Annotated in this window: 19 protein-coding genes; 15 read left to right on the top strand and 4 right to left on the bottom strand. The window is 29.0% G+C overall.

Annotated features, from left to right (window positions below; genetic code table 11):
* The first annotated feature begins 58 nt into the window (after positions 1–58).
* The 3 genes from WAO74_RS05140 (at position 59) to gap (ending at position 6567) form a co-directional block, all read left to right on the top strand.
* Positions 59–4426 (top strand): translocation/assembly module TamB domain-containing protein, encoded by a 4368-nt coding sequence (locus WAO74_RS05140; RefSeq protein ID WP_422160103.1) that lies wholly within the window; start codon positions 59–61, stop codon positions 4424–4426.
* 135 nt (positions 4427–4561) lie between these two features.
* Positions 4562–5545: a 6-phosphofructokinase gene (gene pfkA / locus WAO74_RS05135; RefSeq protein ID WP_422160102.1), complete on the top strand. Its 984-nt coding sequence runs from the start codon at positions 4562–4564 to the stop codon at positions 5543–5545.
* A gap of 20 nt (positions 5546–5565) precedes the next feature.
* Entirely contained in the window at positions 5566–6567 is a 1002-nt protein-coding gene (gap, locus tag WAO74_RS05130; protein WP_422160101.1) for a type I glyceraldehyde-3-phosphate dehydrogenase, read from the top strand.
* Between the two features lie 102 nt (positions 6568–6669).
* Here the strand turns inward: gap and WAO74_RS05125 are convergent, their stop codons facing one another.
* The gene (locus WAO74_RS05125) at positions 6670–7050 is read right to left on the bottom strand and encodes a RidA family protein (RefSeq protein ID WP_422160100.1); all 381 of its coding nucleotides are present in this window, start codon (positions 7048–7050) and stop codon (positions 6670–6672) included.
* Positions 7051–7226: 176 nt separating this feature from the next.
* Entirely contained in the window at positions 7227–9959 is a 2733-nt protein-coding gene (locus WAO74_RS05120; protein ID WP_422160099.1) for a putative LPS assembly protein LptD, read from the bottom strand.
* A 92-nt stretch (positions 9960–10051) separates the two neighbouring features.
* On the opposite strand from WAO74_RS05120, the gene WAO74_RS05115 reads away from it, so the two are divergent.
* The 12 genes from WAO74_RS05115 (at position 10052) to WAO74_RS05060 (ending at position 23087) form a co-directional block, all read left to right on the top strand.
* On the top strand, positions 10052–11158 hold the full coding sequence (locus WAO74_RS05115) for an N-acetylmuramoyl-L-alanine amidase family protein (protein ID WP_422160098.1): 1107 nt from the start codon (positions 10052–10054) through the stop codon (positions 11156–11158).
* Positions 11159–11216: 58 nt separating this feature from the next.
* Positions 11217–12185 carry an MlaD family protein gene (locus WAO74_RS05110; RefSeq protein WP_422160097.1) on the top strand — a complete coding sequence of 323 codons (969 nt, stop codon included), beginning with the start codon at positions 11217–11219 and terminating at the stop codon, positions 12183–12185.
* A gap of 29 nt (positions 12186–12214) precedes the next feature.
* On the top strand, positions 12215–13531 hold the full coding sequence (locus WAO74_RS05105; protein WP_422160096.1) for a 4Fe-4S dicluster domain-containing protein: 1317 nt from the start codon (positions 12215–12217) through the stop codon (positions 13529–13531).
* Positions 13532–13607: 76 nt separating this feature from the next.
* A complete protein-coding gene (locus tag WAO74_RS05100; RefSeq protein ID WP_422160095.1) occupies positions 13608–14387 on the top strand; it encodes a (Fe-S)-binding protein in 780 nt (259 codons plus the stop codon).
* Between the two features lie 6 nt (positions 14388–14393).
* A complete protein-coding gene (locus WAO74_RS05095) occupies positions 14394–14903 on the top strand; it encodes a PH domain-containing protein (protein WP_422160094.1) in 510 nt (169 codons plus the stop codon).
* A complete protein-coding gene (locus WAO74_RS05090) occupies positions 14857–16398 on the top strand; it encodes a PH domain-containing protein (RefSeq protein ID WP_422160093.1) in 1542 nt (513 codons plus the stop codon). Before WAO74_RS05095 ends, WAO74_RS05090 begins: the two co-directional genes overlap by 47 nt.
* Positions 16389–17321 carry a 1,4-dihydroxy-2-naphthoate octaprenyltransferase gene (gene menA / locus WAO74_RS05085; protein WP_422160092.1) on the top strand — a complete coding sequence of 311 codons (933 nt, stop codon included), beginning with the start codon at positions 16389–16391 and terminating at the stop codon, positions 17319–17321. The genes WAO74_RS05090 and menA overlap by 10 nt, the downstream gene beginning before the upstream one ends.
* Before the next feature lie 6 nt (positions 17322–17327).
* The gene (locus tag WAO74_RS05080) at positions 17328–17843 is read left to right on the top strand and encodes an SRPBCC family protein (protein ID WP_422160091.1); all 516 of its coding nucleotides are present in this window, start codon (positions 17328–17330) and stop codon (positions 17841–17843) included.
* A 7-nt stretch (positions 17844–17850) separates the two neighbouring features.
* A complete protein-coding gene (locus WAO74_RS05075) occupies positions 17851–18888 on the top strand; it encodes an o-succinylbenzoate synthase (RefSeq protein WP_422160090.1) in 1038 nt (345 codons plus the stop codon).
* Positions 18889–18890: 2 nt separating this feature from the next.
* Positions 18891–19853 (top strand): CPBP family intramembrane glutamic endopeptidase, encoded by a 963-nt coding sequence (locus WAO74_RS05070; protein ID WP_422160089.1) that lies wholly within the window; start codon positions 18891–18893, stop codon positions 19851–19853.
* Positions 19834–20898 (top strand): AMP-binding protein, encoded by a 1065-nt coding sequence (locus WAO74_RS05065; RefSeq protein ID WP_422160088.1) that lies wholly within the window; start codon positions 19834–19836, stop codon positions 20896–20898. Before WAO74_RS05070 ends, WAO74_RS05065 begins: the two co-directional genes overlap by 20 nt.
* Positions 20899–20996: 98 nt before the next feature.
* Positions 20997–23087 carry a YfbK domain-containing protein gene (locus WAO74_RS05060; RefSeq protein ID WP_422160087.1) on the top strand — a complete coding sequence of 697 codons (2091 nt, stop codon included), beginning with the start codon at positions 20997–20999 and terminating at the stop codon, positions 23085–23087.
* A gap of 44 nt (positions 23088–23131) precedes the next feature.
* On the opposite strand, the gene WAO74_RS05055 is transcribed toward WAO74_RS05060, so the two are convergent.
* Both WAO74_RS05055 and WAO74_RS05050 read right to left on the bottom strand, forming a co-directional pair.
* A complete protein-coding gene (locus tag WAO74_RS05055) occupies positions 23132–23782 on the bottom strand; it encodes a peptidoglycan-binding domain-containing protein (RefSeq protein WP_422160086.1) in 651 nt (216 codons plus the stop codon).
* Between the two features lie 141 nt (positions 23783–23923).
* Positions 23924–24610: a Crp/Fnr family transcriptional regulator gene (locus WAO74_RS05050; protein ID WP_422160085.1), complete on the bottom strand. Its 687-nt coding sequence runs from the start codon at positions 24608–24610 to the stop codon at positions 23924–23926.

The raw sequence follows: 24610 nt of genomic DNA, 5'->3' as shown, positions 1-24610 counted from the left end.
GCTTAGGTACTTTGTGCTGTTTTTGCTGTTGCTTTTTGTTTTTTTTTCTATTCCTTTTGTGCAAACTAAAATAGCAACTCATTTAACAGAAAAAATTAATAGAGACTTTAATACAAATATTTCTATTGATAAAGTTGATTTATCGTTTCTTGGAAATGTACAATTAAAGGGAATCGAAATTAGAGATCATCATAAAGACACTTTGATTTTTGCTAAAAAATTAACAACTACTTTATTAAATGCTAAAAGAATTATAGATAATGAAGTTTCTTTAAAAGATATTTCTTTAGAAGATGTAGATTTTTATATGAAAACCTACAAAGGAGAAATTGATGATAACCTTGCTGTTTTTATTGATACTTTCGATGATGGAAAACCAAGAGATTCGCTCACGAATCCTTTTGTACTAAAAACTTCGAATCTCTATTTAAACGGACTTCATTTTAGATTAACAGATGCAAATAAAAAAGACTCTCTAAATTACGAAGTTTTTAATGCAGGGGGTAATTTGCAGAATTTTTCAATTATAGGACCTGACTTTTCTACGAATATTAGAGGATTAAATTTTTTAGATTTTAATGGTTTAGAAGTAGCCAATTTAACCACAGATTTTGAGTATACTAAAACTGCCATGCATTTTAAAAATACCCTTTTGGAAACAAAAAAATCAATTATAAAGGGAGATATAGACTTTACTTACAAAAGAGAAGATTTAGTAGATTTTAATAATAAGGTGAACATTAAAGCTAATTTTAAAGATAGTAAAATTGCAGTTCAAGATATTAAGAAGTTTTACCAAGAATTAAGTGGAAATGATTTGCTAGATTTTACTGGTAATTTTAATGGAAAACTGAATAATTTCGACCTTACAAATCTAAACTTATCATCACAAAAAGGATTGAAAATTGAAGGTGATTTAACTTTTGTAAATGCCGTAAATACAGAAAGGGGCTTTGTATTTGAGGCAAATTTAAAAGATTTAACAGCAACTTACATAGAACTAAGAAATATATTACCCGATGTTTTAAGTAAAAATGTACCATCAGAATTAATTAAACTTGGCAAGTTTTCTTTGCAAGGAAGGTTTAAAGTTACACCAGACCAAATTCAGGCAGATATAAAACTAAATTCTGATATTGGTGCTGCCTATACAGATTTACAAATAGAAAATATAGACAACATCGATTTTGCAGAATATAGTGGTAAAGTGCAATTTAAGAACTTTAATATTGGCAATTTCTTTAACGATCCTTTATTTGGCATTATTTCTTTGGATGGAGTTGTAAATGGTGCTGGTTTTAAACTCGAAAATATAAATACTTCTTTTGTAGGTAAAGTATCTAAGTTCGCATTTAAAGGGTATACTTATAAAAAGATTACAGCAAATGGCCAATATCAAAATAACAAATTTGATGGTGAATTAAAAATTGATGACGACAACTTTAAAATGAGTTTTAATGGTTTAGCAGATTTATCTTCAGAAACTTATAAATTCGATTTTGAAACCAATGTTGTTTATTTAAACTTAAAACAAACGAATCTTTTTACAAGAGATAGTATTTCAGAGTTAAAAGGTAAAATAGAATTAGATATAGAAGGCAATAACTTTAACGATATTGTTGGAAATGCGGTCTTTAAAAATGTTTTTTATACCAACGAAAAAAAGGAATTTAGCTTTGATGAATTTAAGGTTTCGTCTTCTGTAAAAGATAGTATTAAAAGAATAGATTTAGAATCTAAAGACATTGCAAACGGTTTTTTAGAAGGTAAATTTATTTTTGAAGAATTACCTAATGTTGCACAAAATGCATTGGGTAGTATTTATACAAACTATAAACCCTATAAAGTAGAGCCTAATCAATTCATCGATTATAATTTTACCATTTACAATCAAATAGTAAGTGTCTTTTTTCCAGAAATCTCTATAGATGATAACACAAAAATTAAGGGTAAAATCGCTTCAAGTAAAAATTTACTTAGACTTACACTTTCTTCGCCAAGAATAGATGCTTATGGCAATGAAGTGAAAGAAATTTTATTAAGAACAGACAACCAAAATCCGATCTATAATACACATTTAACAGCATCAGAAGTAAATACGAAATATTATAATATTTCTAAATTGAATCTGCTAAATAGAACTCAAAATGATACCCTATTTTTTAAATCTGAGTTTCAAGGCAAAAATGATGAAAAAGAAGATTTTAATTTAGATTTCTTTTACACTTTTAACGAGGAAGGAAAATCTGTTATTGGTTTTGAAGAATCAAAATTTGTGTTTAAAGAAACTGCTTGGAGAATTAATCCTGATAAAAAAAATACAGATAGAATTACATTCGATTTAAATAAAGATGAATTTAGCTTTAGTCAGTTTAAAATAACTTCTGGAGAGCAAAAAATTGAATTTACAGGAAGTTTAAAAGGAGATTCTGAAAAAGTTTTATTAGCAGATTTTAGCAAAGTAAAACTAAGAAGTTTTTTACCAGAAATAGATAGTTTGGCATTAAGGGGTAAAGTTTCTGGGAATTTAGATTTTGTTCAAAAAGATAATATTTATAGTCCAGAAGCTGTATTTGTTATTAAAGATTTTCAAGTAAATAATTTTACACAAGGCGATTTAGCCATCAATATAAAAGGAAATAATTCTTTCGAAAAATATGATGTAGATTTATCTATAAACAACGAAAAAGTAAAAAGCATTGCAGCAACAGGATCTGTAGATTTTTCAAGTAAAAGACCTTTAATAGACTTAGAAATATTTTTAGAAGATTATCAGTTAGAAGCCTTTAGTCCTTTAGGTCAAGATGTTATATCGTCTATTAGAGGTAGTGTTTCTGGCGATTTTAATTTAAAAGGATTTTTAGGAAACCCTGATATGGATGGTACGTTAAGGTTAAAAAAGGCAGGTTTAAAATTCCCTTATCTTAATGTTGATTATGATTTTGAAGGCGAATCAATTATCTCTTTATCAGAGCAATCTTTTATTTTAGAAGATGTACAATTGTTAGATACTAAATACAGCACAAGAGGAAAATTAACGGGTGATATTACGCATCAAAATTTTGAACAATGGTTTTTAAATTTAGAAATAGCATCAGATAATTTATTAATCTTAGACACAAAAAATACGGAAGAAGCTTTGTATTATGGAACTGCATTTATAGATGGTTCTGCAAGTATTTCTGGTTTAACAGAGCAATTAACTATAAATGTAAATGCAAAAACAAATCCAAAAACAAAGTTTGTAGTTCCTTTAAAAGATATAGAAACCGTCGATAGCTATCAATTAATTCATTTTAAAAGCGACAAAATTAAAAATGAAGATAGGCAAAAATTATTGGCACAAAATGCTGTAAAAGGCTTGTCTTTAGAAATTGATTTGGAAGTAACTAAAGATGCTGTCGCACAAATAGTTATAGACGAAGTGAATGGGAGTCAATTAACAGGTAGAGGTTCAGGAAATTTACAAATTCTAATCAATACACGTGGTAAATTTAACATGTATGGAGATTATTCTATAGACAGTGGAGTATATGATTTTAAATATGGAGGAATTATCAACAAACCATTTATTATACAAAAAGGAGGTGTAGTTTCTTGGAGTGGTAACCCTTTTGAAGCAAACTTAGACGTTGTTGCTGTATACAAAGCAAAAGCAAATCCTGGAGTTCTATTACAAAACTTTAATTCTAATCGAAAAGAAGAAATCGATTTGGTAACCAGAATAACAGGAGGCCTTTTTAGTTCGAAACAAGAATTAGACATACAACTAACAAATGTAGATCCAACAATTGCAAATGAATTAGAGTTTATTTTAAATGATAATAATGTAAATGAAAAAACGACGCAGTTTATTTCCTTATTGGCTTTTAATACTTTTAGAAATCCAGATAGAGTAACTTTCGATGTTAATAATGCGCTTACAGGCACAGCTTCCAGTGCTATAGCAGCAGCATTTTCGAACCTTTTAAATAGTCCAGACAGTAAATTTCAATTGGGTGTCGATTATCAACAAGGGTTAAGTGGAAGCGATATAGATAGATTAAATATTGATAATCAAGTTGATTTATCTGTAAGCACACAAGTTAGCGAAAGAGTAATTATAAATGGAAAGGTTGGTGTTCCTATTGGAGATCAAACACAAGCAAGTGTTGTGGGTGAAGTTAAGGTTGAAGTTTTATTAAATAAAGAAGGAAATTTTAGAGGGGTTATATTTAATAGACAAAACGAAATTCAATACTCTCAGCAAGAAGAAGGCTATACACAGGGTGTAGGTTTATCTTACCAAGTAAATTTTAATACACTATCTGAATTACTATCTAGAATCGGATTAAAAAGGAAAGAAAAGAAAAACGAGGAGGCAATTAAGAAAAAAGATTCTACCCAATTAAAAACAAAAGATTTAATAAATTTCGAAGGAAATTAGGTAAGTTATTATTATGTTAAGATTTTAAGTTTCCAATTAAAAATCCTTTTAAAACAAAGGGTTATATGCTATAACGTTTTCGTAATTTTTTTATTTTAAATGACGAAAAAGAGTTAATTTTACAATATTAAATTTATGGAGAAAATAAGAAAAATAGGAGTTATGACTTCTGGGGGTGATGCTCCTGGAATGAACGCTGCAATTAGATCTGTAGTAAGAACTTGTGCTTTTTATAAAATAGAATGTGCAGGAATTTACAGAGGTTATGAAGGGATGATTGAAGGCGATTTTATTGAATTAAACGCACGTAGCGTAAAAGGAATAATTAACAAAGGTGGTACTTTCTTAAAATCGGCAAGATCAAAAGAATTTATGACCAAAGAAGGTAGAAAAAAAGCATATGATGCCTTAAAAGAGGCAAATATAGATGCTTTAGTAGTTATTGGTGGGGATGGAACTTTTACAGGTGCATTAATTTTTAATAAAGAATTTGGTTTTCCAATTATGGGAATTCCTGGAACTATAGACAACGATATTGCTGGTACTTCGCACACTTTAGGGTATGATACTGCTTTAAATAATGCAGTAGAAGTAATTGATAAAATTAGAGATACTGCATCTTCACATAACAGATTATTTTTTGTCGAAGTTATGGGTAGAGATGTTGGCCATATTGCTTTAAATGTTGGAGTTGGTGCAGGAGCAGAAGAAATACTCATCCCTGAAGAAGATTTAGGATTAGAACGTTTATTAGACTCTTTAAAAAGAAGTAAAGAATCTGGTAAATCTTCCAGTATTGTAATCGTTGCAGAAGGCGATAAAACAGGTAAAAATGTTTTTGAATTAAAAGATTATGTAAACGAACATTTGCCAGAATACGATGTTCGAGTATCTGTGTTAGGGCATATGCAAAGAGGTGGTTCTCCTTCTTGTTTTGATAGAGTTTTGGCAAGTAGAATGGGTGTAAAAGCTGTAGAAAGTTTGTTAGAAGGAAAATCGAATTTAATGGTTGGTCTTTTAAATGATAAAATTGCAGTGACGCCATTAGCAAAAGCGATTAAAGGACAATCAAAAATAAATAAAGAATTAATTCGTGTGTCAGATATAATGACCACATAAATATTTAAAATAAAGATAGAATGATTAAAATAGGAATTAACGGATTTGGTAGAATAGGAAGATTAGCTTTTAGATCTTCGGTATTAAGAGATAATGTACAAGTAGTAGCTATTAACGATTTATTAGAAGTAGATTATTTAGCTTACATGTTAAAATATGATTCTGTTCATGGAGCGTTTAATGGAACAGTAGAGGTTAAAGATGGTAAATTAGTTGTAAACGGAAACGAAATTAGAATTACTGCAGAAAGAGATCCAGCAAACTTAAAGTGGGATGAAGTTGGTGCAGAATATGTAATCGAGTCTACAGGATTTTTCTTAACAGAAGAAACTGCTGGTAAACACTTATTAGCTGGCGCTAAAAAAGTAGTTTTATCTGCGCCTTCTAAAGACCATACACCAATGTTTGTGATGGGTGTAAACCACAAAGAATTAAAAGCAGATCAAAAAATATTTTCTAATGCATCTTGTACAACAAACTGTTTAGCGCCTTTATCTAAAGTTTTAAATGATAATTTCGGAATTGTAGAAGGTTTAATGACAACTGTTCATGCAACAACTGCAACTCAAAATACTGTAGATGGTCCTTCTGCAAAAGATTGGAGAGGGGGTAGAGCAGCAGTTCACAATATTATTCCTTCTTCTACAGGAGCTGCAAAAGCAGTTGGGAAAGTAATTCCAGAATTAGATGGAAAATTAACAGGTATGGCTTTTAGAGTACCAACTATGGATGTTTCTGTTGTAGATTTAACTGTGAAGTTAGCAAAACCAGCAACCTATGCAGAAATTTGTGCAGCTATGAAAGCAGCTTCAGAAAGCGATGAATTAAAAGGAATTGTTGGTTACACAGAAGATTTAGTAGTTTCTCAAGATTTCGTAGGAGATACAAGAACTTCTATTTTCGATGCAAATGCAGGTATTTCTTTAAACGATAATTTCGTAAAAGTTGTTTCTTGGTATGATAACGAAATGGGTTACTCAACAAAAATTGTTGACTTAGTAGAATATGCTGCTAGTTTGTAGTAATTACAATTTTATATAAAATTTAAAACCTGATAGAAAATTAAATCTATCAGGTTTTTTTATTTTTCAAACCACTAACCACTAACCACTAACCACTAACCACTATTTAACAGCAATCATACTAATTTCTACATTCACAAATTTAGGTAAGTTTGCAACTTCTACAGTTTCTCTTGCAGGTGCAGTTTCTTTGTTAAAATACTCAGCATAAACCGAGTTTATTTCTGTAAAATTATGCATATCAGAAATAAAGATTGATGTTTTTACTACGTTTTCGAAAGTCATTTCTGCAGCAGCTAAAACTGCTTTCATGTTTTCCATTACTTGTTTCGTTTCAGCTTTAATAGATGATAAAACCAATTCTCCAGTTTTTGGGTTTATAGCAATTTGACCAGAAGTATATAAAGTATTTCCGCTTAAAATTGCCTGACTATAAGGCCCAATTGGAGCAGGTGCTTTTTGTGTTATTATTATTTTTTTCATTTTTTTTAAGTTTCAAAGTTTCAAAGTTTCAAAGTTGATAAGTTTTAACGAATGTCAGACTGCGCTTGTCGAAGTCTTTTTATTTTTGCTAACTGCTAACTGCTAACTGCTAACTGCTAACTGCTAACTGCTAACTGCTAACTGCTAACTGCTAACTGCTAACTGCTAACTGCTAACTAAAACAATCTTCTATCTGGTGGTTTATTTTTATCCCACTTTAAATCTGCTAACGTTGATGATTTTACGCCAATAAAAAAGGTGTAAGAAGAATTTGTACCAAAAGGAACCCAGTTAAAATTAAATTGCCAACTATCTAAATCTCTTGTAAAATTAAATCTTGAAAAAGAGAATGCACCATTTTTAATATCGTAACCAGAAGAATAACCTATTTTCCATTTTGGAGATAAATCCACATTTCCACTAAAACCAACAGTATGCACACCAATTGAACTAGGAGTAATGCCATTATTTGTATAATTTGCAGAATAGATTAAATTTATAGACCAAGGAATTTTTGATCTGTAAAGTTCTGTTTTTGTGGTGCCACCTCCACTATTAGTATTGTTACTATTTTGCCCTGCAAGTCTTCTGTTGGTAGGATCTATATCTGCACCCATTGTATCTACAGGATTATTTGCACCATTTCCATTCTTAGTATCTTCTTTTTTCTCGTCTTTGTCTTTCTTATCAAAATCGGTACTCGAAATAGAATAATTGGCGGTTAAATTTAAGCTAGTTAACCTAAATATATTAGGATTGAATTTATTTATTCTAACAGCATTTCCATTCACTTCCACAACTTGGTAAGGATCTAGAACACCACCTACATTTAAAGCTAATTTGTCTTTAAGCAATCTTGTACCTGCATTAAAAGTTACGTTAGACCATCGTAAACTGTCTGCTGCAATATTATAAGATGTATTAAAGTTTAGATTGTTTAATATCATAATCTTTTCATCTTCTTTATCACTGTCAGGATCTTTAGGTGCAACTTTAGCTTCTAATACATTATTTAAAGAAATACCAATGGAATTACTAATTCCTGTAGAAGGTGCTCTATATAAACTTTGATCGAAAATAGTGTAATTAGCCAGATCTAATGGGTCTGTACTTTGCTGAACTTGTTTTATGAATTTTGTGCCAAAATCGGGTCTGTAGGAGTAGGAGACAGTTGGTCTAAACGTATGTCTTAACGCTTTTAATCTTCCTTTTTTAAAATTAAAAGTACCATATATATTTGTTGATAAACTTACTCCAAAATTATAAGTTCTAAAAGCTTTAAAACCATTTAGCGAATCTATAACAACTTCGTTATTAACAGCATCGTAATTTTTTTCTATATAATTAAAATTCCAAGTTTCCTCATAACTAACACTGGGTGACAAGGTAAAATACTTAAAAGCTTTCATGTTTGTATTAGTACCAGTTTTATGAGTAACTCCAGATTTCGCAGTTTTAAACATTTTGGGCGTAAAAAACTCATCATCTGTTGTGTTAATTAAATATTGACCCTGCATGTTATAATTAAAACCCATTTTTTGAATAGCTGTTTTTTTAATACCATTTTTTCCTACAAAAGGATATACTCTATTCATATTTAAAGTTAACGAAGGCAAAGTCATGGTAATTTGCTCTGTGTTGGTATTTTGCTGATGAGAAGCAGTAACAGCCATATTAAATGGAGTTCCAACAAAGGTTTTGCTATAATTTACAGAAGAATTGAACGTGTTATTTTGTGATTGTGAAACATTAAACTGATTTAAAGATTCTCTAAAAAAACGACTACTACCAACATTTACAGATGCTGAGAATCTTGAATTAGGACTGGCTTTACCATCTTGATTGTGGTTCCATCGAATATTAAAATTATTCGCTTTCGAAAAATTATCAAAGCCTCGAATACCGCTGATAATATTTTCAAAATTCAAACTAAAAGTTCCATTATATCTATAACGTTTGTTGTAATTAGAATTGAATCTAGAACCCCAACTTCCATTAGAATAAACATCACCAGTTACAGTTAAATCAAAATATTCGCTAAGGGCAAAATAATAACCTCCATTCTGAAAACCAATTCCTCTATTACTACTTCCAGTATCGAAAGCAGGAATTAGAAACCCAGAAACACTGGTTTCGCTCATGGGAAAATAAGCAAATGGGAGAAAAAGAGGTGTAGGAACATCTGCCAAAACCAAATTACTTAAACCAACAATAATTTTTTTACCAGGCACTAATTTCGCTCTATCTGTAGATATGTAATAATCTGGGTTGTTGTCTTTCTCTGATGTTGTAAATCTAATTTTTCGTATATAAATAGTGGAGTCGTTTACGCGTTTCGTTTTCTCACCATAGGTAAACATTTCACCTTGTTTCGTTTTTAAACCATAAATTAAAGCACGCTTGGTCTTAAAATTATACAAAATGGAATCTTGAACAGATTCTTGATTACCTTGTTTAAAAACGGGCCTTTGAATGTAACCAGTGCTATCTATAATACCTTTCGCAAAAAGTGTGCTTTTTTTATAATCTACAATGATAATTCCAGACTTTAAATCAATATCAGTATAGGTTATATTGGCCTCATCAAAAAGCGTTACAGTTTTGTCTTTGGCATTTTGTATCGTGTATTCTTTTGCAATATGTGTTATGATGTCTTCAATAGTTTCTTTTAGAACAAGGGAATCTTTAGAAATAGTGTCTATCTTTTTTTCAAGTATAGAATCTTTTTTTGGGAATAGTATCGTGTCTTTCTTGGGTAATAATAAAGAGTCTTTATTAATTGATAGAATTGTATCTTTTTTTACAGACTTAATTATAATTTTCTCATTAGATTTTATATCTTGAGAGTAACCTATCTTTATAAAAAAGATGCAGCAAAATAAAAGTATATATGATAGGTTTGATTGCAATGCTATAAATACTATTTTTGTATACGAGTAAAAGTATGGCTCAATATTTGAAATAAAAAATTTAAGATGCCAAAATTAGTTAAATTTTATTGATGAATTTTCTACAATTGAACAATTTTAATACCAAATTAAGAAACCTATTTTTTTTAGGGCTTTCTTTAATCGTTTTTTTATCTTCAACATCAATTATAGCTCAAAAAAGCTATACAATTGTTTTAGATGCAGGTCATGGAGGTAAAGACCCAGGAAATTTAGGAAACGGATTTAAAGAAAAAGATATTGCTTTAGAGGTAGCTTTAATAGTAGGTAAAGAGCTAGAGAAAAAGGATGATATTAAAGTAATTTACACAAGAGATACAGACGTTTTTATAGATCTTTGGAAGAGAGGTGATGTTGCTAATGCTGCAAAAGCAGATTTATTTGTATCCATTCATTGCGATTCTCATACCACAAACGCTTATGGAGCAGGAACCTTTGTACTAGGTTTAAGAGGTAATAAAATGAACTTAGAGATTGCAAAGAGAGAAAATGCAGTGGTTCTTTTAGAGGATAATTATAAAGAAAGATATAAGGGTTTTGATCCTAATTCTGCTGAATCTGTAATTGGGTTGTCTCTTTTACAAGAAGAAAATTTAGACAAAAGTTTAGAAATTGCTAGTTTAATACAGAACAACTTTGCACTGAAGTTAAACAGAAATGATCGAAAAGTTAAACAAGATAATTTTCAAGTTTTACGAGAAACTATTATGCCTAGTGTTTTAATAGAATTGGGTTTTTTAACAAATAAATATGAAGGAAAATTTCTGAATTCTAAAATAGGGCAAAAGCAAATGGGAAAGTCAATTGCTGATGCTATTAAAAATTATATTAGTAATTTAAAATTAAATACTGTAGCCAACAAAATAGCTGATGGTGCAGGTTTAGAAAAAGAAAAAGAAAAACAAAATGGAATTGAATTTAAAGTTCAAATTGCATCAGGTAAAAATAAAATCTCTACAAAACCTTATAACTTTAAAGGTTTAGAAGATGTTGAAATTGTAGAATTAGGGGAGTATTATAAGTATTATTATGGTAACAGCGCTAATTATAACGAAGCTTTAAAATCATTAGAAGTAGCGCAACAAAAAGGATATAAATCAGCATTTATAGTAGCATTTAAAAACGGAGAAAAAGTATCTGTGAGCGAAGCAAGAAAATGAACTGGTTCTTTAGAAACTCCCAAAAATTATTAGTAATATTGTTGTAAAATTACTAGGTATGTCAAAAGAATTAAAAATTGGAATTATAGTAACCTCAATTATAGTTGCTTTTGTTTGGGGATTTAACTTTTTAAAAGGGCACGATTTATTTGATGGTAAAGCTAGATATTTTAATGTAGAATATAACAATATTGGAGGTTTAACCAGAGCAAGTTTAGTTACTTTAAATGGCTTAAAAGTAGGCAAAGTAGTAGATATCGTATTAGATCAATCTAAAGAAAAAAAAGGACAATTAATTGTAACTTTTTCGGTTGAAAACGATTTTGAATTTTCTAAAAAAAGTATTGTAAAAATATATTCTCCAAATCCTTTAGCAAACTCTAACTTAGCAATAGTGCCAAATTACGAAGGAGAAACAGCTTTAACTGGTGACACTTTGCTAGGTGAAATAGAAGAAAGTTTATTTACTTCTATAGGTGAAAGATTAGACCCTTTACAAACAAAAATTGAAAGCGCAATTGTAAAAGCAGACACCTTATTTGGCGGTATTAATAAATTATTAAATGAGGAAACCATAAAGAGTGTAAATGCATCTGTAAAAAATATAGCTATCTTAATTTCGGAATTAAGACAAACCATACAATCTGTAAATTTAATAGTGGTCGAAAATCAAGTAAACTTAAAATCTACCATTTCTAATGCAAAAGATATCACAGAAAATTTTAGTAAAGTATCAGAAAATTTAAGTGCTATTGATATAGAAAACATTGTTAAAAAGGCAGAAAACGCTGTAGATAATTTTAATGAATTATCTAAAAAATTAAATTCTACAGACGGCTCTATAGGCAAGTTAATGAATGATGATAAACTATACAACAATATAGAAGCAGCTACAAAAGAATTAGAACAATTATTAAGAGACTTAAAATTGAATCCAAAAAGATATGTTCATTTCTCTTTATTTGGTAAAAAACCAAAGGATTATGAACCATCACTACCAGATAGTTTGCTAATAATAAAAGAGTAAATTTTTTTAAAATACCTTAAAATAATAAAATGCAGTATTTACCAAACATAGTATTTGCTATTGCCCTAATTACAGGAATTGGTTTTTTTGTAATGAATATCAGAAAATTATTACGAAACATCAATTTAGGAAAAGATGTTAACAGAACAGACAAAAAATCTGAACGTTTAAAAAATATGATGATGATTGCTCTTGGCCAATCAAAAATGGTGAAAAGACCTTTTTCAGGCTTTCTTCATATTATTGTCTATGTAGGTTTTGTCATCATAAATATCGAAGTTTTAGAAATTATTATAGATGGTTTATTAGGTACACACAGAGTTTTCCAAGACATTATTGGCAATAGTTTTTATGCATTTTTAATTGGAACATTCGAAATTTTAGCAGCATTAGTTTTTATTGCTGTTATTCTTTTTTGGACTCGTAGAAATGTATCAAACATAAAGCGTTTTTTGAGCACAGAAATGAAAGGCTGGCCTAAGAATGATGGGAATTACATTCTGTATTTTGAAATGGTTTTAATGACATTATTCCTAGTGATGAACGCTACAGATGCACCTTTTCAAGAAGCAGGAATTGGAAATCCTATTAGTCAATTTTTAGTTCCTATTTTCAATGGTTATTCCCCAGAAACAATTCATATAATAGAAAGAACAGCTTGGTGGATTCATATTTTAGGAATTTTAACTTTCCTAAACTATTTATACTATTCAAAACATTTGCACATTCTTTTAGCGTTTCCAAACACTTATTTTGCAAATTTAAACCCAAAAGGTCAATTCAATAATTTAGAGGCAGTTACTAAAGAAGTAAAACTAATGATGGATCCAGATGCAGATCCTTATGCAATGCCAGAAGAAGGAGTAGAAGAAGCTGTTCCAGAAAAATTTGGTGCCTCAGATGTAACCGATTTAAACTGGGTGCAATTATTAAATGCCTATACCTGCACAGAATGTGGAAGATGTACATCATCTTGTCCTGCAAATTTAACAGGTAAAAAATTGTCTCCACGTAAAATTATGATGGATACAAGAGACAGGCTAGAAGAAGTGGGTAGAAATATAGATGCAAACAAAGGAACTTTTGTAGATGATGGAAAACAACTTTTAAACGATTACATTTCTCCAGAAGAACTTTGGGCGTGTACAAGTTGTAATGCTTGTGTAGAAGAATGTCCTGTAAATATAGATCCACTTTCTATAATAATGGATATGAGAAGATATTTGGTGATGGAAGAAAGTGCTGCTCCACAAGAATTAAATATGATGATGACGAACATCGAAAACAATGGAGCACCTTGGCCTTACAATCAGCAAGACAGATTAAATTGGGCAAACGAAGAATAAAATAATTTTTAATGATGAATTTTTAGTTTAAGTACAATACTAATAACTAAAGACTAACAACTAAAAACCACAGAGAATGAATGTACCAACAATGGCAGATATGATGGCTCAAGGCAAACAACCAGAAGTGTTGTTTTGGGTGGGTGCTGCAGGAAGTTATGATGATAGAGCAAAAAAAATATCAAGAGCATTTGTAAAAATATTACATCAAGCCAATGTAGATTTTGCAGTTTTAGGTGCTGAAGAATCATCAACTGGAGATGCAGCAAAAAGAGCTGGAAATGAGTTTTTGTTTCAAATGCAAGCCATGATGAATATCGAAGTTCTAAATGGTTATGAAATTAAAAAAATTGTGACTTGCGATCCTCATTCATTTAATACTTTAAAAAACGAATATCCTTCTTTGGGTGGAAAATATGAAGTTTTTCATCACACCCAATTCATACAAAAACTAATTTCTGAAGGTCGTTTAAAAATAGATGCAACTACTTTAAAAGGAAAGAGAGTTACCTTTCATGACCCTTGTTATTTAGGCAGAGCTAATGAAGTTTACGAATCTCCAAGAGATTTAATTAGAAGATTAGGCGTAAACCTTACAGAAATGAAACGCAACAAATCTACAGCTTTATGCTGTGGTGCTGGAGGTGCACAAATGTTTAAAGATGCAGAACCTGGAGATAAAGAAGTAAATATTTTAAGAACAGAAGATGCTTTAGAAACCAAACCTAATATTATTGCTACAGGTTGTCCTTATTGCAATACTATGATGACAGATGGTATTAAATTTAAAGAAAAAGAAGCAGAAGTTATTGTTAAAGATATTGCAGAATTAATTGCGGAAGCAAATAATTTGTAATTAGGAATGACAGATTTTAAAAATAATGTTGTTTCAGAATTACCAGATATTACAAAAATTGATTTTATAAAAATCAATAAAAAATATTTTAAAGTAATTAGTATCAATACTTTTATAGTGTTTTTTGTTTTTCTAACAGCGTTAATTTTTCTGCACTTTTGGGTTTTTGAGGATGAATTTAAACCATACGTTATTTACTTTTATTTTGGTTTAATATTCTTTTTTTCCTTGCTTTATAGCTATTTATATTTTAGTTTCTCAAAAAGGAAATATGCAGTTAGAGATAAAGATATTTCTTACAAGCGTGGCATTTTAGTGAAAAAAATTACCACAGTTCCTTTTTCTAGAATTCAACATATAGAAATCGATGAAAAACCAATTTCTAGAATTTTTAATTTGGCTTCTATAAGTGTTTTTACTGCAGGAGATAGTAGTGACGATTTAATGATAAAAGGCATTACTTTAGAGAATGCAACAAAAATTAAAGAATTTATTAGCATTAAAATTGATGAGTAATTCTTTCGATTTTTCTAATTATTCAAGACAATCTGTAAAAGGTATTTTAGTTATTTATATTGGTCAAATTTATAAGTTTTTAAAAATTTCTTGGATTTTATTGTTCTTAATTTTTAAAGATTTATCCAAGTTTTCTGATGTAAAAACGAATTATATTTATGCAGGAACTGTTTTTTTATTATTGTTCTTTTTAGGAAGAGCGTATCTAATTTATAAAAATTTTCTTTTTAAAATAGAAGATGAACATTTTATTTTAAAACAAGGGATACTAAAAAAAACAAATACTTCAATACCTTTTGAAAGAATACAAAATGTAAACTTTAAGCAAAATTTAATTCAGCAAATTATTAATGTTTTTGAGGTAAGCCTGGAAACTGCGGGTTCTAGTAAAACAGAAATATCAATAAAAGCGGTTTCGTTACAAAAGGCAGAAGCTTTAAAAAAAATAATTACAGAAAGAGCTAAAGGTGAAGTTGTTATAGACGAAAAACAAGAGAAGGCAAAACCGTTAGTTAAAATTGGGTTTTTAGAATTGTTAAAAGTGAGTTTAACAGAAAACCATTTGCAAAGTTTATTTTTATTATTTGCTATTTTAATTGGATTCTTTCAGCAGATCCAGCAAATTTTTGATGGTTTAGGCAGTAGAGAATTATTAGACGGCTTTATAGACAAGAACACAAATGCAGTTTCTAAAAGCATATCTGTATTTGTGTTTTTTCTTATTTTGCTAATCATTAGTGCTTTTATTAGCTCATTTGTAAAAGTTATTTTAAATCATTTTAACTTGGTTGCCTATGTTAGAAAGGATGCTTTTGAAATAAACCAAGGTTTGTTTACAAAAAAATCAATCATTTTAAAAAAGCAAAAAATCCAGAATATTACAATTTCTACAAATCCAATTAAAAGAATTATTGGTATTTCTTTCATCACTTTTAAACAAGCAGTTAGCGGAAAAATAAATGTAAAGAAAAATAAATTAATTAGAATTGTTGGCTGTAAAATAGACCAGGTAGAAACCATAAAATCGAGTTTATTTGATGTGGCAGATTTAGAAAACTCAGAAAATAAATATCCAGATTATTATTATAAGAAAAGGTTGTTTTATATCATTTTTCTAGTAACTATTTCTTTTTATGTTGGTTTTATAAGTGTCTTTCAAATTTATGAAACTTTATTTTCGCTTATCTTTGTAATTCCTTTATTTATATTTTTAATTCTTAAAAAAGTAAAAAAGAAGTTTTATAAAATATCTGATTCTATGTTGATTGTTGGAAGTGGTTTAATAGAAACACATTTAACCTATTTAGAATTTTTTAAAGTTCAAAATATTAATTTAAAGCAAACAGTTTTTCAAGAAAAAAGCAAAGTTGCAGATCTTATTATGCAAACAGCATCAGGTAAAATAACAATTCCTTGTATAAAATTAGAAGAAGCCGTAAAAATCTATAATCATACTTTATACAAAGTAGAAACAAGTCAAACTGCATGGATGTAAAAAGTTTTTTAAAAGCAGCTCGTTTAAGAACACTTCCTTTATCTGTTTCAGGGATTATTGTAGGTTCGTATTTAGGGGTTGATTATTTAAATTCGATATCCATAGGCAGTGTTAAAATTATAACTTGGCTAACTCCAATTTTTTGGTTAGCAATTTTAACTACAATCGGTTTTCAAGTTTTATCCAATTTTGCAAACGATTATGGTGATGGAATAAAAGGTTCTGACAAAAACAGAACTGGAGAGGCAAGAATGGTTTCCTCTGGAGCGATTACCCCAAAACAAATGAAAATGGCGATGATAATTACATCAATTATCACTTTAATTTTTGCACTACTATTGATTTATGTAGCGTTTGGAAGTGAAAATTTTGGATATTCAATTGTATTTTTTGGTTTAGGTATTGCTTCAATTGCAGCAGCTATAAAATATACAGTTGGCAATTCAGCTTATGGTTATTCTGGTTTTGGTGATGTTTTTGTATTTCTATTTTTTGGTTTGGTGAGTGTTGTAGGAAGTTATTTTTTATATACAAAACAGCTTAATTTCGAGATATTTTTACCAGCAATTTCAATTGGTCTTTTAAGCACTGCTGTTTTAAATTTGAATAATTTACGAGACAGAGAAGAAGATAAAAAGAACAATAAAAATACATTAGTCGTTAAATTAGGAAGTGGGAATGCTAAAAAATATCATTATTTTTTAATTTTAGCAGCTTTATTAACAGCTTTCATATATGTTTTTTTAAATTTTGAATCTATTTATCAACTGCTTTTTTTAATTGCATTTATTCCTTTAATTAAAAATATAAAAACAGTTGCACAGAATAAAATTCCTGCAGAATTAGATAAAGAACTTAAAAAAGTAGCATTAAGCACTTTTCTGTTTGCTGTTTTATTCGGAATTGGAAACACCTTATTTTAAATAATTATGAAAACCATAAAAGTAATTTTAGGCATTATAACAGCTTTAGTAGTCGTGTTTTTTGCAACAGGATTAATTGTGAAAGAGGTTAATTATACAGCCGAAGTTTCTGTAAATAAATCTGTAGAAGAAGTTTTTACAACCTTTAACAACTCTGAAAAGATTAAAAACTGGATTCCAGAAGTGAAATCTTTTGAGGTATTAAACGAAAATGTTGGTAAAACAGGAAGTACTTATAAAATTGTCGTAGAAAATCAAGGTCAGGAAATTACTATGACAGAAAAAGTAATGGCCTATGTACCGAATGAAAAAGTAACCTTATTTTTTGATGCTGAGAATATGTTAAAAACAGATGATTATGTTTTTAAACAAAATAATGGAATTACAACAATTAGTTTAAATGCATCTTGCCAAAGCGATTCTTATATTATGGCGTGTATTTTTCCGTACTTTAAAGGAACTTTTAAAAACCAAGATCAGACCTATTTAAATAATTTTAAAGAGTTTGTAGAAAAACAATAATTTTCTTTTGATAACAGCAACCTATAAGAAATACATTCTCAACTTTAAAAATCCAAGTGGAACTTCACGTGGAATTTTAAAAACAAAAGAAACTTGGTTTATCATTTTAGAAGAAAATGGTAAAAAAGGAATTGGAGAAACGGGTCTTTTTAGAGGTTTAAGTATAGATGATGTAACTAATTATGAAGAAAAATTAATTTGGGTTTGTCAGAATATTAATTTAGGATTAGAAAAATTATTATCTGAAGTCATTGACTTCCCTTCAATTCAATTTGGTTTAGAACAAGCTTTTTTATCATTGAAAAGTAAAACTCAATTTGAACTTTTTCCATCAGAATTTACAGAAGGAAAAGATGTAATTTCTATTAATGGTTTAATTTGGATGGGCGAAAAAGAGTTCATGAAAAAGCAAATTAAAGAAAAATTGGAAACAGGTTTTTCTTGTATTAAAATGAAAATTGGAGCCATTAATTTTGATGAAGAAATAGCACTTTTAAAATCAATCAGAAAAGAATTTTCATCCAAGGAAATTGAATTAAGAGTGGATGCAAATGGTGCTTTTACTCCTGAGAATGCTCTAGAAAAATTAAAAGTTTTATCATCCTTAGAAATCCATTCTATAGAGCAACCTATCAAACAAGGTCAAGTTCAAGAAATGGCTGAATTGTGTGCCAAAACACCTTTGCCAATTGCACTAGATGAAGAGTTAATTGGTGTTTTTTCATCCAAAGAAAAGAAGAAAATAATAGAAGAAATTAAGCCTCAATACATCATTTTAAAACCGAGTTTAATAGGTGGTTTTGCAGGTAGCAAAGAATGGATTAAATTCGCAGAAGAAAACAATTGTGGTTGGTGGATTACCTCTGCTTTAGAGAGTAATGTTGGGCTGAGTGCTATTGCGCAGTTTACTTATACTCTAAAAAATAATTTACCCCAAGGTTTAGGCACTGGAGGTTTATTTATAAATAATTTTGAGAGTCCTTTACAAGTTAAAAACGGACATTTACAATACAACCCAGCTTTAAAATGGGATTTTAATTTATAAAAATGAATTATATACAACAAGCATATACAGGAAAATTAGGAATGTGGAAATACCTCATTTTTGCAGGTTTATTTTTCGGGTTGATGGCACTAAATTTTGTGGCATTAATTGTTATGGAAAATTTAGATCCGAACTTTGATATAGAGCAATTATTAAAAGATCAAATAGCAACAAAAGGAGCAAGTCAATTTTTACTGGAAAGTTTAATTCCTTTCGCTATCGGTTTAATAGCTCTTCTTTTTTGGGTAAAGTATGTGCATCAACAAACTATAACTTCGATAACAACTTCCAGAAAAAAAACAGATTGGAAACGTATATTTTTTGCGTTTTTTTTATGGGGAATTGTTACTACAATTTTTCTGATAATAGATTATTATGCATCACCAGAAAATTATCAATGGAATTTTAATTTAGACAAATTTTTGATGCTAGCTTTAATTGGGGTTATATTAATTCCTTTACAAACTAGTTTCGAAGAGTATTTTTTTAGAGGATATTTAATGCAAGGTTTGGGTGTAGCAACTAAAAATAGATGGTTTCCATTAATAACAACCTCTGTTATATTTGGTTTATTGCATATTGCAAATCCTGAAGTTTCTAAATTGGGTTATGGCATTTTAACCTATTATATAGGTACAGGTTTATTTCTAGGAATTTTAACTTTAATGGACGAAGGTCTAGAATTGGCTCTGGGTTTTCATGCCGCAAATAATTTATTTACTGCATTACTAGTTACTGCAGATTGGACTGTTTTTCAAACGGATTCAGTCTTAATAGATTTATCTGAGCCAGCTTTGGGCTTAGATGTTTATTTACCCATTTTTGTTGTTTTTCCAATATTACTTTTTGTTTTTACGAAAAAATATAAATGGACAAATTGGAAAGAAAAATTAACTGGAAAAATAGTCGAACCTGTGAATTTTAAAGAAAATTATAGAGTTTTAGATGAAATTGGAGCCAAGTAATTTTCATAAAAATTTTCAATTAAATGGATGTTCTTTTTCTTCTTCGGATGAAATTTTAGAATATTCAAAAACAATATCTGAAGAAATTTACACTTTTTTAGAAGCATGGTTTTCTGATGATAAAACTTTGCTGGTAAAAACATCGGGTTCTACTGGAAAACCAAAACCTATTTTATTACAAAAAGAATTGATGGTGAATTCTGCAAAAGCAACAGGTGATTTTTTTAATTTACAAGAAAATACAACAGCTTTCATGTGTTTGCCAATTGCATATATTGCAGGTAAAATGATGTTGATTAGAGCTTTATCTTTAGGTTGGCAATTAGATGTTGTTGAAGCAAATTCGAATCCTTTAGAAGGGTTGAATAAGTCATACGATTTTTCTGCAATGGTTCCTTTGCAATTAGAAAATTCACTTTCAAAAATAAATTTGATTAAAAAATTGATTGTTGGAGGAGGAGTTGTTTCCAATTCATTACAAGAAAAATTACAAGATATTTCTACTCAAGTTTTTGCAACTTATGGAATGACAGAAACCATTACACATATTGCTGTTAAAAAGCTGAATCATTTTTCAAAGAATAAAACAGGTGCAATTGGTGAGTCTTATTATCAAGTCTTACCAAATGTAACTATTTACAAAGACCAACGAAATTGCTTGGTAATTGAGGCTAAAAAAATATCCGAAGAAATTGTGTTTACGAACGATGTTGTAGATCTAATTAGTGATATACATTTTGAATGGTTAGGACGTTTTGATAATGTTATAAATTCTGGAGGAATTAAATTACATCCAGAAAAAATAGAAGAAAAATTATCGAAAATTATTAAAAAACGATTTTTTGTTGCAGGTATTTCTGATGAAAAATTAGGAGAGAAATTAATTTTGATTGTAGAAGGAGAGAAATGTCAAATCAATTCGAAAGAAGTAGGTTTAGATAAATTTGAGCTACCAAAAGAAATTTATTTTATCAATAGATTTATAGAAACTTCAACAGGTAAAGTTCAAAGAAAAAAAACATTAGAGAAAATCTTCACTAAATAAAAACACACTTTTACTTCTAAAAAAGTCGTGTTAACTCATTGCTTATTTTTTAAACTTTATAGTATTATTAGTTTTAGATCAACTTTAAAACTATAAGGATGTTGAAAAAACTAATTTTCGTTTGGTTGATATTTGGAATATCAATTGCAAACTCTCAGGAGAAAAATATTACAGGGATCGTTTCAGATTCATCAGGAGCTTTACTTGGAGTTTCTATCATTGTTAAAGGAACTACTAATGGAACAAAATCAGATTTTGATGGAAAATATTCTATAACTGCTAATTTAGGAGATATTTTGGTTTATAGATATTTAGGTTTCGTAACTGTCGAAAAAACTGTTGAAACGTCATCTATCATAAACGTATTGATGTTAGAAGATGCTAGTGTTTTGGATGAAATTGTAATAGTTGGTTATGGAACAACTACAAAAAGGAGTTATACTGGTTCTGCAACCTCACTAATTAAAACTGAAAGAAGTAAATCCAATTATTCAAATATTAACCAAGCTTTAAAAGGTGAAGTTGCTGGTGTAACTGTTCTTCAATCTAGTGGTTCTCCAGGTTCAAATAATAGTATAATTATTAGAGGTTATAGTTCTCCAAATAATAATAGGGAACCATTATATATTGTTGATGGAGTTCCTGTAAATCAAAATAATAATCTTGCTAAATATATTGATACAAAGGACATTGAAAAGATTGATGTTCTAAAAGGAAATAATGCAACTAGTTTATATGGAAATTCTGCAGCAAATGGATGTATTATAATCACTACAAAAAAAGGAAATTATAACATTGAAAACGATGAATCTTATGCAGAAATTAAAGAGAATCAATTTAAAAGAGTTGGTTTAGCACCTTTATCAACTTTCTCAATTGATGTTGATAAAGCATCTTATAGCAATGTTAGGAGAATGATTAATAATGGTGAAAAAATTCCTGTAAATGCAGTAAAAATTGAAGAAATGATTAATTATTTCGATTACAATTATCCTCAGCCAAAAGATGTTCATCCGTTTTCTATCAATACAGAATATGTAAACACACCTTGGAATAACAATACAAAATTAGTTAGAATTGGTTTGCAAGGAAAAACTTTTGAGCAAGAGAATTTACCAGCATCTAACTTAACTTTTCTAATAGATGTTTCTGGTTCTATGGGCTCTCAAAATAAACTTCCATTATTAAAATCAGCTTTTAAACTTTTGGTAAATCAATTAAGAAAACAAGACAAAGTTTCAATTGTTGTGTATGCTGGAGCTGCTGGAGTTGTCTTAAAACCAACTTCTGGAAACGAAAAGGAAACCATATTAAAAGCTTTAAATAATTTAGAATCTGGAGGTTCTACTGCTGGTGGAAGAGGAATTGAATTAGCTTATAAATTAGCTGAGAAAAACTTTAAGAAAAACGGTAATAATAGAGTAATTCTGGCTACAGATGGAGATTTTAATGTTGGTTTTTCGAGTGATAAAAAAATGGAAGAACTTATTGAAGAAAAAAGAAAATCAGGCGTATTTCTATCAGTTTTAGGTTTTGGTATGGGCAATTACAAAGATTCTAAATTAGAAATTTTAGCTGATAAAGGCAATGGAAATCATGCTTACATAGATACTATGCAAGAAGCTCAAAAAGTATTAGGTGAAGAATTTGGAGGTACTTTGCATACAATTGCAAAAGATGTAAAAATTCAGATTGAATTCAACCCAAACAAAGTAGAAGGATATAGATTAATTGGATATGAAAACAGACTATTGGAAGATGAAGATTTTATAGATGACACAAAAGATGCTGGAGAATTAGGCTCTGGACATAAAGTAACTGCCTTGTATGAAATTATTTTAAAAGGCGATAAAAATCAATTTTTAAAAGAAGTTCCAGAATTAAAATATTCTAATAATGATGTAAATCAATTAATTTCTGATGAGTTGTTTACAGTTAAATTTCGATACAAAAAACCATCTGAAGATAAAAGCATAGAAATGATTCACACACAAAAAGATGTTTTAGAAACAGCTTCTGAAGATTTAAAATTTGCTTCTGCAGTGGCACTTTTTGGAATGAAATTAAGAAAATCTCAATATTATAAAAATATAAAAAATAGAGAAATTATTGAGTTAGCAGAAAATGGAAGAGGAAAAGATGAAAATGGCTACAGAGCAGAATTTATTCGGTTGGTAAAAAGTATTTAAAAATAGAAAAAGGGTTGGTTTAAAATCAGCCCTTTTTTATTTTTCTACTGAAACATTTTCTCCAAAGTTAAAACATCGATAAGACCATCTGAAAAAAGGTTGTTTTTTTGTTCGAAACTTTTAATTGCGTTTAAGGTTTCAATTCTGTAAACACCATCTATTTGAATGTCATTCCCTAATTCTACCAATCTTTTCTGAACTTCGAAAACGATGGCATTTTTTTCACCATTGTATAAATTTAATTTAGGATCGAAAAGGCTTTTTATTTGGTCAAAATTCTTTTTTCGTTTGTAGGATTCAAAATCTGATCCGTTAATTTCCATAAATTTTATTTCATCATTAGAAAGTCCTTTTTCTTTTAAAATGGAAGAATTTTCTAATATATTTTCATAAAAATTTAGTTTGGCAAGTTTCTTAGCATACTTTTCTACAGCTACTTTTGTGGCAATATCATCATCTTCTGGAGTTCTTACATCTATTTCATTTGCAGTCCATTGCAACATAATAAAACTATTTAAATCTTCTATAGCTTCATTATATTTTAAAACAGTTTCTTGATTATGATAGGTAAGATCGATATTTTTTTCTGTCTTATAATCTACTGCAGGAGAATTATATCTTTTGTATTGACTATATTTTCCATAGCCAATAATACCAGCTATAATAATAAGTAGAATTATAATTAATTGTTTCATTAGAATTTAGATGTAATTTATAAACTGCCTGCACAAAAGTATAAAATCTTTTTAAGAAAACTATCAGTAAGTATGCACAGAATCAATAAATATCTTCTGTCAGATAAATTTTTAATAAGTTACTCCTTGTTAATAATTTAATTAAAAGCCTTTTGCTACTTTTTCAAGTTCATTTTCATCTAAAACACTAATTCTCTTACCTTTGATAGCAATGTAACCTTTCTTTTTAAATTCTGAAATTAAACGAATGGTAGACTCTGTTGCTGCCCCAATTATATCAGCAAAATCTTCTCTAGACAATTGAACATCTATAAAATTATCATCAGAAAAATTATAGTTTTTGTTTAAATAAATTAACACTTCTGCCAAACGTTGTTTTACCGTTTTTTGAGCCAAATCAACAATTAAATTATCTGCTTGTTTTAAATTATCTGCCATTGTTTTTAAAACACTCATAGAAAAATTTGGGTTCTTTTGTAAATCTGCAATAATTTCGTCTTTAGGTATAAAACAAACCTCCATATCTTCTAAAGCAACCGCTTTTAGGTTAGAAGCTTCATTAGAAATTAAGCTTCTTTCGCCTAATAAACTACCTTTACTTACTAAGCTTATGATCTGATTTCTACCATTAATACTCATTTTAGAAACTTTGCAAACACCATCTTTAATGCAAAAAATACCATTAATATGTTCATTCTCTGAAAAAAGTATTTCGCCTTTTTTAATTGTTCTAACCGTTTTACAATTAGACATTTTAATTAATTCTTCTTTCGATAGTTCTTTAAAAGAATTAAATTGACGCACAATACATTGTTCGCATTTACTCAT

Source organism: Polaribacter sp. (assembly GCF_049276715.1).
Taxonomy (GTDB): Bacteria; Bacteroidota; Bacteroidia; order Flavobacteriales; family Flavobacteriaceae; genus Polaribacter.
This window is presented reverse-complemented; position numbering and strand designations above follow the sequence as displayed.

Bases quoted from the DNA above. Each gene is read 5' to 3' on its own strand.
- pfkA (WP_422160102.1), top strand. From the start codon at position 4,562: ATGGAGAAAATAAGAAAAATAGGAGTTATGACTTCTGGGGGTGATGCT.
- gap (WP_422160101.1), top strand. From the start codon at position 5,566: ATGATTAAAATAGGAATTAACGGATTTGGTAGAATAGGAAGATTAGCT.
- WAO74_RS05125 (WP_422160100.1), bottom strand. From the start codon at position 7,050: ATGAAAAAAATAATAATAACACAAAAAGCACCTGCTCCAATTGGGCCT.
- WAO74_RS05115 (WP_422160098.1), top strand. From the start codon at position 10,052: ATGAATTTTCTACAATTGAACAATTTTAATACCAAATTAAGAAACCTA.
- WAO74_RS05110 (WP_422160097.1), top strand. From the start codon at position 11,217: ATGTCAAAAGAATTAAAAATTGGAATTATAGTAACCTCAATTATAGTT.
- WAO74_RS05105 (WP_422160096.1), top strand. From the start codon at position 12,215: ATGCAGTATTTACCAAACATAGTATTTGCTATTGCCCTAATTACAGGA.
- WAO74_RS05100 (WP_422160095.1), top strand. From the start codon at position 13,608: ATGAATGTACCAACAATGGCAGATATGATGGCTCAAGGCAAACAACCA.
- WAO74_RS05095 (WP_422160094.1), top strand. From the start codon at position 14,394: ATGACAGATTTTAAAAATAATGTTGTTTCAGAATTACCAGATATTACA.
- WAO74_RS05090 (WP_422160093.1), top strand. From the start codon at position 14,857: ATGCAACAAAAATTAAAGAATTTATTAGCATTAAAATTGATGAGTAAT.
- menA (WP_422160092.1), top strand. From the start codon at position 16,389: ATGGATGTAAAAAGTTTTTTAAAAGCAGCTCGTTTAAGAACACTTCCT.
- WAO74_RS05080 (WP_422160091.1), top strand. From the start codon at position 17,328: ATGAAAACCATAAAAGTAATTTTAGGCATTATAACAGCTTTAGTAGTC.
- WAO74_RS05070 (WP_422160089.1), top strand. From the start codon at position 18,891: ATGAATTATATACAACAAGCATATACAGGAAAATTAGGAATGTGGAAA.
- WAO74_RS05065 (WP_422160088.1), top strand. From the start codon at position 19,834: ATGAAATTGGAGCCAAGTAATTTTCATAAAAATTTTCAATTAAATGGA.
- WAO74_RS05060 (WP_422160087.1), top strand. From the start codon at position 20,997: ATGTTGAAAAAACTAATTTTCGTTTGGTTGATATTTGGAATATCAATT.
- WAO74_RS05055 (WP_422160086.1), bottom strand. From the start codon at position 23,782: ATGAAACAATTAATTATAATTCTACTTATTATTATAGCTGGTATTATT.
- WAO74_RS05050 (WP_422160085.1), bottom strand. From the start codon at position 24,610: ATGAGTAAATGCGAACAATGTATTGTGCGTCAATTTAATTCTTTTAAA.